Raw genomic sequence first — 12903 nt, forward strand, 5'->3', positions numbered from 1 at the left:
ATTAATTGCCCGTTTTAAGCGTTTTTTCGCTATTCAAATTAACATACCCGTGTGCGTAAACCTTATGATCGAAAACTATAACTTATTCTTATTAGTGTGCGGGGTTGCCTTCTTATTTGGGGCATTATTCCCTATTATGTTTAAGCGCGCGCCTATCTCCTTGCCTATGTTACAGGTTAGTTTTGGGATGATGACGGGTTACTGGTGGACAACATTGTCATTTTTAGATCCCATAGATAATGGCTTAATTATTGAAAAGCTCACTGAAATTGTGGTGCTAGTCTCCTTAGTTGGTGCCGGTATCAAGATTGACACGCCCCTCACTTGGCAGTTATGGCGTCCTACGGCGCGTTTATTACTTATTACTATGCCGATTGGTATCTTCGCGATGGCATTTTTGGGCTACTACGCGTTTGGGCTCAGCATGGGCGCAGCGATTTTACTCGGGGCGGTACTGGCACCCACAGATCCCGTACTAGCCTCTAGTATTCAAGTTGGACCACCTAATACTGGCGGTGAGGATACGCCGCGCTTTACTTTAACTTCAGAGGCAGGACTGAATGATGGTTTAGCCTTTCCCTTTGTTTATCTCGCCATAAAGATAGCCGAAGCCTATGATCAAGGGCAACGCTTTACTGGTGAGATGTTATGGTCGTGGTTTACCCATGATGTACTATGGAAAATTGGCGCGGGCTTGGTCGTTGGCGTGGTGGTCGGTAAAGTACTGGCAAAAGTCGTATTCTCAAAACATCTGAAAGAGACCACTATTTCTCAAGGTTATGTGGTGATTGCACTGACCTTGCTGGCCTATGGACTGGCCGAATATGTACACAGTTATGGCTTTATTGCAGTTTTTATCGCCGCTTTTGTGTTTCGTCGTTTAGAGCGTGAACACACTTATCACCATAAGTTGCACGACTTCGCTGAACAGTCAGAGGGATTACTGATGTCATTAGTGTTGGTGACTTTTGGTATGTTCATTGGTCAAGGTTTACAATCGGGGGTCGAGCTAACATGGCGGGTATATATTGTTAGTTTTACATTCTTACTATTAATACGTCCGATTGGTGGGATGATCGCGTTGTCAGGGCTAAAAATGCCCCCTACAGAAAAATATGCTATATCTGCTCTGGGTATCCGTGGCATTGGTACCCTATACTACTTATCATACGCACTCAATCAGGGATTTTTCGCCGAAGAGGATGCCATTAAATTATGGGTGGTGTGCTCAATTGTAATTTTAGCTTCTATCTTTATTCATGGCTTGAGTGCGCCAAGGCTATTACAAATGACCATAAACAAGCCGCGCAAGTAATGCGATTGCTAATAGTCAATCCACCATAAGATGGATAAGCAGCAGTACCTCTATTAACGACCTAAGCGATATATTGTTATCACTTAGGTTGACCCTGTAGCAATTTTAAAGTGAGAAAATTAAACATCAATCAAAGCTAGCAGTGCTTCGGTCAAAGCAAACTGACGGATATCATTGAGCATGGTCACATCAAAATTATGCACAAAGGCAAATGACAGTTGCTGTGCAGGATCGCACCATGCTACTGAGCCGTTGTAGCCCATATGACCAAAACCTCGGTCACTGACTTTGGTCGCTTCGTCTTGTGTACGTTCTGCACAAAGTTGTAGTAAACGATGGTAGCCCAGACGCCACTCCATATTCGTCGGCATAACCGCATCCATACCGGACCCCTGTACGGTAGAAAGTTGGGCAAATGTTGCTGTATCAATAAGGGTCTGTCCTTGCCACTCGCCGCCGTTTGCCAACATGGCATAAATAGTGGCGAGTGCCTGTGCTGAAGCAACACCATTAACGGCTGGAATAACCGCCTGTAATGCCTCGGCACTGTAATAATCAATAGGTTGTTTGCTAGTAGGTATTAGCGCCGCTTTATAATTATTTAGATTGAGCTTGCTGTGATCAAAATATAAGCGATTGATTTGGGTAGCGGACAGCCGAGTATTTTCTGGGGTTAACTTTTGGTCGGTGGCCAGTTGTTGCCAGCAATGGTAACTGGGCAGCTTGGCATAAGTATCTAGTGTTTGTGCAGAGTCCGCTTTTAGCACAGGCTTATGACGTTTGCCATGCAGCTGTGGGCGGTCTTGCTCCGACGTCTCAATTTTCTTAACTGAAAAATTTTTAACTGGCTTGGCAAGCTGTTGTACTTTATTAATAGGCACACCAAAATAGCAGCTATCGGCAATACCTAACGGCTCAGTTAAATAATGACGTAACGCTGAGGCCAACGACATATCCGTGACTTGCTCTATTAAACCGCCTAATACCCAACCATAGACCAAGGCGCTATAAGCACTGACATACGAGCCACTATTATGTGCTTGAGCGGTCGGCATGGCAGCAACCTTAGCAACCATCTTATCCCAATCAACTAGCGTCTCGTTATCAGCATCAATAGTGGTGATCGCAAACAAACCAGCTTGATGCGACATCACTCCACGTAGCGTGATATCGGCTTTGCCGTTAGCAGCAAATGCCGGCCAATAGCTCGCTATCGGCAGATCATAGTCTAATAATTGCTGAGTGACCAAAACATGTACTAACGTTGCCAGCACTCCTTTGCCAGTAGAGAAGTTCAGTGACAAGGTGTCGGTCTGCCATGGCAACTCTGCCTGTGCCATGCCGATAGATGCCTGTGCGATACACTTGCCAGCTTGATAAACCACCAGTGAACCACCGGCGGGGGCATCGTCAAGCTGCAAGTCGGCTAACAGCTGCTGCAGGCATTGCTGAAGTTTGGTATTGATACTATTACTATCTTTATGATCATCTTTATGATCATCTTTATGACCATCTTTATGACCATCTTTATGACCATCTTGGTCAGAGCTACTGCTATTGTGATCAGTCATGACTGTCTCTTTTTTATTATTGTTTTAAGGATAATCTTAAACACCAATGCTGATTAAAGTGCTAAAAATTTTAAAATAAGCGCTTAAGATTGGCCTCTACTGACATTAAAAAAGGCCACCTACTGGTCGCCTGATATTGTTAAATTACTGGGTTGTTATTGTTCAACATAGCCGCTACATGCCTGCCTACTTAACGTGGTACTAATAGGCGATTATGTACCTCTTGCTCAAGACTGGTCAGACCGTGACTGTATCCACGTTCCATTGCTGTTTCTACTTTACGACCACGTAACCAGCCTGCACGTAAGGTCATTGCTGCTCCTACTCGGTTACCTGACTGACAATGCATCGCTATTTTTTTGCCGTGATACTGGCGTAAAATTCTATCAAACGCTAGGATATTTAGCTGTTTTAAATCTTCTACACCGCATATTGGCAGGTGTTGGTAATACATGCCCGCTTGCTCAACAGCTGCTGCCTCGTCGAAGCATAATTCATCATCAGGTTGCAAGTTGAGCACCACTTCAACCCCAGCATTCGCTAACGCAATGACTCTATCACTATTAAGCGCACCGCAGACGATAGTTTGTTCATCAGGGCGAAAATAAGGCTGCAGCACGGTGGCAAGATTGATACCGTTATCAATATTATTAGCATCACTACTAGTATTAGCAACGATGTCGTTAGCGGCTACTTGTTCAGTAGTAGACGCTTGAGCTGATGAGCTATTAGAGCCAGATGTGCTGGTGGAAATTTGAAGGCTCATAGCATTTTCATGTGAAGTCATAGTCATAAATTTATTAGTTAAATATAGCGGTTAAGTAAAGGTAGACAGCTATTGCTCATCTATCAAAGTTACTGGCAAAGTTACTGGCAAAGTTACTGGCAAAGTTACTGGCAAAGTTACTGGCAAGGTTACTGGCAAGGTTACTGGCAAGGTTACTGGTCTTCAGCAAGCAATTTAATATGTCCGGCAAGATGAGGCTTGTCGTTTTTCGCGCTATATAAGCCGAAATGACAAGTATTCTCTACGCTGTCAAGTGTCGCTACTGGTTCAGCGATTAACTCTACTTCTGATGGTAAAAAGATGGGTAGCTTGAATGATACTTCGACTGTACAAGCGTCAGGTAACTCGCCCATCATCGCCAAACATTTGGCCTTTGACCACATACCATGAGCAATGGCTTTAGGAAACCCAAAGGCACGCGCTGATAAAGGATGTAAATGAATGAGATTAAAATCACCAGAAATAAAGGCATAACGGCGACCTATATCTTCTGGCACTTCAAAGATGTTATGCACCCCCGCTTCGTCTACTATCGGCTTCACAGTAACTGGACGTGGGGCACTTTTACCACTTGCACTGCTATCAGGCTTTTTGCTACGTGACAAATAAGTTGATGTGCCTTGCCAAATGATCTCGTTACCAGACTTAATAATCGTGACAAAATCAAATTGCTGACCTTGATTGTGATCACGTAAATTATCGAATGCCACAGACATGGTGACCGTCTCACGCTCACCAATACGACGATACTGAGTCACACTATTGTCAACGTGCACCATACCTAACATTGCAAAAGGAAACGGCTCTTTGACCATCATGTTCATCTGTAGCGCTTGTGACAGCACTGAGAAATAAGTGATAGGGACTTTACCATTATCGGCAAAACCACAGATCTTACGGTAGTCTTTGAGATTAGCCTGATCAATGTGCAGATCGTCCACATAGTAGGTTGCTTGCGGCAACGCATCTTTACCGACTTTAGCGTTATCGCCAATAGGCAATAAGCTTTTGATAATATTGGCGTAGGTGGTATGCGCTTTTGGTAACGCATCATAATGTTTGTCTGACATAAATCAATCCTAAGTGGGCTTTAACAAATTTTGTTAGCGCATCCGTGAGGCCACTGAATGGCTTATTTTACAGTCTTATCTTTACACAATAGATGAAACCATAAGTCCAACTAACTGTCTAAACGAGTAAGAAAACAGCTGAATATAAATGTGTGAACCGCAAATTTAGCGTGTTAAGTCTGTGTTTTTATCATAAAAAAGCCACCCTCGGGCAGCTTTATTACCATTTCTCAGCAATTATTTCGTAAGCATATGTGAATTAAATTAGAAACAATCAATGAAATCAGTTATTTGCTGAGGGCCTATCTTATAAACTGAGGTTATGCGCCAAGCAAGCTTTGACCACAAACCCGAATGGTATTGCCATTCAGACCACCAGAAGCAGGCGAAGCAAACCATGCAATCGTTTCAGCCACATCTACCGGCAATCCACCTTGACTCATTGAGTTCATACGACGACCGGCTTCACGAGTGCCAAACGGAATGGCTTCAGTCATTTGAGTTTCAATAAAGCCTGGCGCAACGGCGTTGATGGTCATGCCTTTGGCATTGTCTTCCAACAATTTCGCAGTGGCATCAACCAGTCCAATGACTCCGGCTTTAGAGGTCGCATAGTTGGTCTGACCCAGGTTACCAGCGATGCCTGAAATTGACGAGACACAAATAATACGCGCGTCGTCTTTTAGGACATCGTTATCGAGTAAATAGTGGTTGAGCTTAGCTATACTACCAAGGTTAATATCAATAACCATATCCCACTTTTTCTCATCCATATTAGCAAGCGTCTTGTCACGCGTCACACCAGCATTATGGATAACGGCATCTAGACCACCGCGTTTTTCAGCAGCATCCGCAATTTCTACACCCGCATCCTCACTAGTGATATCGACCATCAAGGCTGAACCACTAATTTCACTGGCCACTTTCTGTAAGTCAGCTTGTTGCTGCGGCACATCTAGACAGATCACATGCGCGCCTTCGCGAGCCAGTACTCGGGCAATCGCTTCACCAATACCGCGACTGGCGCCAGTAACCAACATGGTTCTGCCGCCCAGCGACTGGCTCCAATCTACCTCAACGGCAGTGCCTTTAGCGACACGTACCACTTGTCCTGAGACGTAAGAGGAACGCGCTGAGGTGAAAAAGCGTAATGTCGAATCAAGGTTTTGCTCAGCGTCTTCAGCGACATAAATGAGTTGCGCAGTGATACCACGTTTAAACTCTTTACCTACCGATTTTATAAAACCTTCGAGGGCACGTTGGGCCAATGCGGTCTCGATATCTGTAGTCGCTTCAGGAGGACGACCAATAATGATCACTCGACCTGAGGTCTCTACCCGGCGTGCCACTGAATGAAAAAACTCATAAACCTGTTTAAGCTCATTCGCGTTACTGATGTTACTGGCATCAAACAGCAATACTTTAAATTTATCGTCACTACCGGTATTGGCTTTTGCTTCAATCCCCGCGTCTGCAATAGCATCCTTGATATCATCACTGCTATTCACAAACACTTCAGCGTGTAACTCTGACAAAATACGAGCGACTGATTCACTAACGCGCGTATCATCGCCACCAGCTGAGCCGACGAGCACACTGCCGCGCACCAAACGCTCACCACTTTCAAAGCGATCAAGATTTACTGGCAATGGTAAGCCTAAATTTTTTGCGACTTTTTTACCAATAGAAGACTGAACAAAATCACCATAACGGTCTGACATAATATATTCCTGTAGTTAACATTTGAAATAATGATAAGCAAAAAATGCAATACCACTATTATAAAGACTTATGAATATCATAATTATTAAAAATTAATAGTCTTTAGTAAGCGGGTTTAAAACTGTCTCAACTATACACGCCCATCGTAAACATGTCCAAAATCTAGTAATGTCTATGAGAGTTTGTAGACAAACCAGTCTACAATAGGGCTGGTTTACCTAGATTTAAAGACAACTGAGCTATGATAAAATCAAGCCTATAAGTTATGGAAAGCGGTTCTATTGATAATAATATATTATCAAACAAGATGCTATGCTGTGCCAACAACACATATAGACTATCATATAGGTAATACTTATCGCCTTTTTGAAATTTACTTAGCGTTTAGTGACCGTTACTTGGTTTGCCAAAGACCTACAATAATGCAGTAAAAACGCATTATCATAAGCAGCGACGTTATACGAAATAAGATATTATTTAGATACTATTCATTCAAGACATATTTTACAGTTAATTGGTTTTTTTATCTGACATTACTTTTTGATGTTTACTTTTCATCTTTTTTTAACCCAACTTTTAAGGATAATATTATGAGCGATAAAAACAGTAGCCCTGTTATTAACAGCACCGTCGTCAAAGGCACTGATAAAGCAACGGCTAATAATCACAGCACTACCAGTGCCAAAAGTAATGGCAATAATGACGCTCATTATGATTCAATCGCTGAGCTTAAAGAAGCGACCGATGTCATTGATGCTAAAGGCCACCCTGTAGATAACAGCTCCAATCAGGAACAAGCTGAGAAAAAAGCGAAAATTAAAGAAGATATAGCCAATGAAGCTAATGAGGTTGATGCTTTTGATACGACTGCCAACTCAAAAGCGGCGACTGCCAATAAAGACCCTACCAATGAAGATACTAGTAAAGACGCCACAGCTAAAGAACAAGACAATGCTTACGATGTGAACAATTCTAATGGCACTGCTGAGACCAATACTACCAAAAAATCGGCTAAAAAGGATGATGATAAAAGTAATAAATCAGCAGAAAAAGTATCTGACCCTAAAGCAGCTGATGCCAAAAAAGAAAAAGCCGTTGAGAAAGATAAAAGCCCTGCGAAAGACAGCAGTGATAAAAAAAGTACTGGTAAAAAATCTGACGATGCTGATAAAAAAACGCAGACTGCTACTAAAAAAGCCAGTAATACAAAATTAAGCGCCGGTCAGCATCGCGTGGCTGTCTTAGGTGGCAACCGTATCCCATTTGCCCGCTCAAACGGCCCGTATGCTGATGCCAGCAATATTGATATGTTGACTGCTGCTCTTAACGGTCTGATTGAACGTTATAATTTGCAAGATGAAAAAATGGGCGAAGTGGTTGCTGGTGCAGTGATGAAGCTAAGCCGTGATATTAACCTAACCCGTGAAACCGTACTGAATACCGCACTAGACCCGCATACCCCTTCTTATGACATCTCACAAGCTTGCGGTACCGGTCTACAGGCGACGTTTGCTTCTGCCAATAAAATCGCCCTAGGTATTATTGATTCCGCTATCACCGGCGGCGTTGACACCACTTCAGATGCGCCCATCGCGATCGGTGACGGCCTACGTAAAGTGATGATTAAGTTGGGTGCTGCTAAAAATAACAAGCAACGCCTACAGGCATTAATGGGTCTGAATCCAAAAGATTTGATTGACGCACCACAAAACGGCGAACCACGTACCGGTTTATCAATGGGCGACCATCAAGCAATCACGACCCTTGAGTGGAATATCAGTCGTGAAGCACAAGATGAGCTGGCCTTTAATAGCCATAAAAATTTGGCGCGTGCCTATGATGAAGGCTTCTTTGATGATTTGATCACGCCATACAAAGGGTTGACTCGCGATAATAACTTACGTCCAGATTCTACCCTTGAAAAACTGGGTAAACTCAAGCCCGCCTTTGGCAAAAAGAATGCCAACCCTACTATGACTGCTGCCAACTCTACTCCATTGACCGATGGTGCCTCTTGTGTACTATTGGCTAATGACGAATGGGCTGCAGCGCATGGCCTTAAAGCGCTTGCTTATATCGTCCATCAGGAAACGGCTGCTGTCGACTTCATTGGTAAAGCGGGTGACAGAGAAGGTTTGCTTATGGCGCCAGCTTACGCCGTACCACGCATGCTTGATCGTGCCGGTCTTAGCTTACAAGACTTCGATTTTTATGAGATTCATGAAGCTTTTGCTTCACAAGTACTATCAACCCTTAGCGCTTGGGAAGATGACAGCTTCTGCCAAGAGCGCTTGGGATTAGATACCCCATTAGGATCTATTGACCGTAGCAAGCTGAACGTGAATGGTTCGTCACTGGCTGCTGGACATCCTTTTGCCGCAACCGGCGCTCGTATTTTAGCCACTGCTGCTAAATTACTGGATCAAAAAGGCTCAGGCCGTGCGCTTATCTCTATTTGCGCTGCTGGTGGTCAAGGTGTGACTTGTATCTTAGAGAAGTAATATTAGAGACAGCACGTTATTTTAATCTTACTGATCTGACTTATACTTGCTGACTGTAAACACCGTTTAATCACCTGGTTAGACGGTGTTTTTTTGGCTATTAATTGGGGTTATTCATTAAGGTGGCTATCATTAAAAAATAAAATAAATACCGATCAATAAAGCGTCGCCTATTTTTAGGCACAATACTAAATGTGCTAAAGTAAGTCACAAGCATACATAATAAACAATGCTGATCTGATTTAAGAGGAGTTGATTATGACCAAGGTACCTTCAGAGATTGACCCTAAATCTCTACCACAGCAGCAACCTAATGAGCTAAGCGTATCCGAGAAAAGCAAGATCGTCGAACGGATAGATAAAGAGGTTTTTAATGATAAGATGCGCCATAAAATGCATCAAGATTTAATAGATTCCTACGACGAAGAGCTTGAGAACGAAATCGATGACTATGTCCGCGATTTTCGTTTTGATGGCCGTGAAATGACCAAGCAAGAAAGGCTTGATCGTCGTACGTATTTCCAAGAGCTGGTACGCTTACAACGTGAGTTGATTAAGTTACAAGATTGGGTGGTTGACCGCGGTGAACGTATCGTAGTGATATTCGAAGGGCGCGACTCTGCCGGTAAAGGCGGCGCCATCAAACGCATTACTCAACGACTGAACCCGCGGGTCTGTAGAGTGGCCGCTTTGCCAGCGCCGACTGAACGCGAGCAATCACAATGGTATTTTCAACGCTATGTGGCGCACTTGCCAGCAGCTGGCGAGATCGTGCTGTTTGATCGCAGCTGGTACAACCGCGTTGGCGTTGAGCGAGTAATGGGGTTTTGTACCGATGCCCAGTACGAGGAGTTTTTTCAATCGGTTCCTGAATTTGAGCGCATGCTAGTGCGTTCAGGTATTCGCTTGGTAAAATATTGGTTTTCGATCACCGATGATGAGCAGCATTCGCGCTTTATGAGTAGGATTCATGACCCACTGAAACAGTGGAAACTCTCGGCGATGGACTTGCAATCACGGCGACGCTGGGAAGATTATACTAAGGCCAAAGAGACCATGTTTGAGCGCACTCATATCCCAGAAGCGCCATGGTGGGTAGTGGAAGGCAACAACAAAAAACGGGCTCGGCTAAATTGTATCGCTCATCTACTGGAACAAATACCTTATAACGAAGTGCCACGCGAAGAAGTAGAATTGCCTGATCGCAAACGCGATGATGAATACTATCGCGAACCTATTCCGGACGATATGTATGTGCCACCGCGTTATTAATCGTATTTGATATAACGATTATGCTGTATGTCTATAGCACTATATTATGTAATATATAGCAAAGCCAGTTAATGACTAAGCTATTTAATAACTAAGCTACATGGTATAAGTGGCCTGCACGCCATCAATCTTACCAACCAATAAACGCTCAACTTCATTTTTTATTCTTTGGCCCGCCACATCAGTGCCCATCTGTACGGCAAAACCTGCTGGGCGATTGGCTTGAGCCTTATGGTTAATCCAAACTACCTTACCATTCATCGGTAAGCGTTCACTGGAATTTGGCAGAGTAACGGCAATGAACACTTCATCGCCCAATTGCTGAATGCGGTTGGAAGGAACAAACAAGGCCCCATTATTTACAAAAGATAAATAACTGGCATATAACGTTGCGATGTCTTCAATATGACAGGTAAGAATCCCGCCACGTCCTGGCATTGCCATAATCAGCTCCCTAGATTAAAGGTGTTCCTAAATACGTGGTAAACGAGATTTGGGCTAATACTATAAAGCGATCATTTGACTTTTACCTTGCTAGCTTATAAGGCACAAGCCATAAAAGCGACGCTATAAAAGTGCCAAATCCTGCATCAGCTTATCATAACCAAATTTTTCTTGTACATTTTGCTGTAGGGCCATTTTCGTTTGTTGTAAGCTGTTTGCTAAGGTTTCTAATGCACTATCAGAGGGTTGATAATGCATTAGTGCTTCTGACAAATTAAGGTCTTTTTGCACCGCGTTGAGTCCAAGACCAACACGCCGAATGTCAAGTAGCATTAGCTCAGATAGCTTGGTAAATTCAACTATATTGAGCTGGCCTTGCCAATAATCGCTTGCTGCCATACTACTACGTTTGCCGCTACGCAGCGCCTGCCATGTGGTTAGCCATAACGCACGTTTGCTGTACCAGTTGGCCCGAGCTAAATCTATTGCCGCTAAAGGTGCACCATTTGCTAATTGTAATAGCTGCTCAATCGCTGCCGGGCCAACCGCTTCACGATTGACGGTACTGCCCAATGCGTGGGTGACATAATCCAACGTGATAGCGGGATCAATGCTCTGTAATGCCAGCTGCTGGACACGGCTTTTGATGGTTGGCAGTAGCTGTGCTGGGGTATCACTAATAAGAAACAGATGGACTTGCGCTTGTGGCTCTTCTAAGGTCTTGAGCAATGCGTTAGCAGCAGCAATAGTCATTTGCTCCGCATGATCTAATACACAAATTCGCATCCCCCGCCCGCCTTGATAGATAAAAGGGTGTAAGGCACGGATATCATCAATTTTTATTGTCAGTGCCGTATTGCTTGCTGTTTTGGTCGATTTTTTGTTTGATTTGCTACTTTTAGCGGGACTGCTTGAAGCTTCCCGACTGTTGGCGCTTTCAACACTAACCGGCATGGTGATAATGGGCAATACTTGTAAGCTGGGATGAGTACCGGATCTAAGCCATTGACAGCTTTCACAAGCGCCGCAAGCACCCAGTGGATGACTGTGATGCTCGCGGCATAATAACCATGCGACCAAGCGCCAAACAAACGCACGCTTGCCCATGCCTTGCATACCCGCAGCCAATAACGCATGCGGAAGGGACTGCTGCGGCAGTAGCACTCGACTCGTAAGCTGGGTCCACAAGGTTTGCTGCCACGGTAATAGAGGCGCGAAATATATACTGTCTGTCATGCTGGTTGTGTCTGTCATATCATTCACACCTACTGACCCATAATGTAATACGCCACTTAATAAGTTTAATTTTTTAGATTCTCATTTAAGATTTCATTCAGATTTTAAATTATGCTACTTAGGCTATTTTATCGTATATCACTTTGAAACTCAGTTAAGCTCATGGCATTTAAGCGGTCCAAATCTTCTTGGGTATCGACCCCTGCCGGTAACCGATGGGCAGCGGCAGCGATCGCGATACTACCCCCATTCTCTAAAATTCGTAGTTGCTCTAAACTTTCGAGAATCTCAAGTGGCGTTTGCGACCAATGGATAAATTGTTGTAACAAACTAACCCGATAAGCATATAGCCCTAAATGGCGATAAGCATGCTTGGGTGGTGGCAATTGTGATAGATCTGCTATGGCTGGTTTTTGTTCATTGCTGTCCACAGCCAGTGCGACATCGCGATCACAAGGAATAGGCGCACGGCTAAAATACAGCGCGCGCTGTTGATTACCATGAGTTTGGCTGACTACTTTCACTACCGATGGACGCATAAAAGTATAATAATCGTCAATAGGCTCATATAAAGTCGCCATAACGCTATCGCTATCTTGTAGCAGCAATGTTTTGACCTGCTCTAATAGCAGTGGTGGCACTAATGGCTCATCGCCTTGCATATTAATAACAACATCCTGAGCGGCCCAGCCTTTGATCGCAGCGACTTCAGCCAAACGATCCGTACCTGATACGTGATTAGCGCTAGTCATTACTACCTCGTAACCTGCCGCTATACAGACTTCGGCGATACGCTGATCATCAGTAGCAATACACATATCGTCAGCAAAATGCGCCGCTTGCGCTTTTTCAGCTACCCACAGTATCATGGGCTTGCCGTGGATACTTAATAAGGGTTTACCAGGCAGCCGAGTACTCTTGAAACGCGCGGGAATAACAATATGAGTTTTAGCTGGCGCTAATACAGTCGACATGGCTGGTTCCT

At 44.0% G+C, this 12903-nt stretch carries 10 protein-coding genes; 3 read left to right on the forward strand and 7 right to left on the reverse strand.

Annotation, left to right across the window (positions count from 1 at the left end):
- Positions 1-64 precede the first annotated feature (64 nt).
- Entirely contained in the window at positions 65-1315 is a 1251-nt protein-coding gene (locus H4W00_RS10090; RefSeq protein ID WP_209957847.1) for a cation:proton antiporter, read from the forward strand.
- Positions 1316-1434: 119 nt separating this feature from the next.
- Here H4W00_RS10090 and H4W00_RS10095 read toward each other — a convergent pair whose 3' ends face one another.
- From H4W00_RS10095 to H4W00_RS10110, 4 genes are all read right to left on the reverse strand, one after another.
- Positions 1435-2886 (reverse strand): serine hydrolase domain-containing protein, encoded by a 1452-nt coding sequence (locus tag H4W00_RS10095; RefSeq protein WP_209957849.1) that lies wholly within the window; start codon positions 2884-2886, stop codon positions 1435-1437.
- A gap of 190 nt (positions 2887-3076) precedes the next feature.
- Complete coding sequence (locus H4W00_RS10100) at positions 3077-3652, reverse strand: beta-lactamase hydrolase domain-containing protein (RefSeq protein WP_334684943.1); 576 nt, start codon at positions 3650-3652, stop codon at positions 3077-3079.
- Between the two features lie 173 nt (positions 3653-3825).
- On the reverse strand, positions 3826-4743 hold the full coding sequence (locus H4W00_RS10105) for a MaoC family dehydratase (RefSeq protein ID WP_209957852.1): 918 nt from the start codon (positions 4741-4743) through the stop codon (positions 3826-3828).
- 320 nt (positions 4744-5063) lie between these two features.
- Positions 5064-6464 carry a 3-oxoacyl-ACP reductase gene (locus H4W00_RS10110; protein ID WP_209957854.1) on the reverse strand — a complete coding sequence of 467 codons (1401 nt, stop codon included), beginning with the start codon at positions 6462-6464 and terminating at the stop codon, positions 5064-5066.
- A gap of 963 nt (positions 6465-7427) precedes the next feature.
- Between H4W00_RS10110 and H4W00_RS10115 the strand changes: the two genes are divergently transcribed.
- Together H4W00_RS10115 and ppk2 are read left to right on the forward strand one after the other, a co-directional pair.
- Positions 7428-8966, forward strand: coding sequence for an acetyl-CoA C-acetyltransferase (locus H4W00_RS10115; RefSeq protein WP_209959165.1), 1539 nt, complete (start codon positions 7428-7430; stop codon positions 8964-8966).
- A 258-nt stretch (positions 8967-9224) separates the two neighbouring features.
- Positions 9225-10238 carry a polyphosphate kinase 2 gene (gene ppk2 / locus H4W00_RS10120; protein WP_334684945.1) on the forward strand — a complete coding sequence of 338 codons (1014 nt, stop codon included), beginning with the start codon at positions 9225-9227 and terminating at the stop codon, positions 10236-10238.
- Positions 10239-10334: 96 nt separating this feature from the next.
- Here ppk2 and H4W00_RS10125 read toward each other — a convergent pair whose 3' ends face one another.
- The 3 genes from H4W00_RS10125 to kdsB all read right to left on the reverse strand — a co-directional run bounded on the left by H4W00_RS10125 (position 10335) and on the right by kdsB (position 12892).
- A complete protein-coding gene (locus H4W00_RS10125) occupies positions 10335-10682 on the reverse strand; it encodes a PilZ domain-containing protein (protein ID WP_209957856.1) in 348 nt (115 codons plus the stop codon).
- A gap of 123 nt (positions 10683-10805) precedes the next feature.
- The gene (locus H4W00_RS10130; protein WP_209957858.1) at positions 10806-11936 is read right to left on the reverse strand and encodes a DNA polymerase III subunit delta'; all 1131 of its coding nucleotides are present in this window, start codon (positions 11934-11936) and stop codon (positions 10806-10808) included.
- A 110-nt stretch (positions 11937-12046) separates the two neighbouring features.
- Complete coding sequence (gene kdsB / locus H4W00_RS10135; RefSeq protein ID WP_209957860.1) at positions 12047-12892, reverse strand: 3-deoxy-manno-octulosonate cytidylyltransferase; 846 nt, start codon at positions 12890-12892, stop codon at positions 12047-12049.
- Positions 12893-12903: the final 11 nt, after the last annotated feature.

Origin of the sequence: Psychrobacter sp. PL19, assembly GCF_017875835.1 — a bacterium.
GTDB lineage: Bacteria > Pseudomonadota > Gammaproteobacteria > Pseudomonadales > Moraxellaceae > Psychrobacter.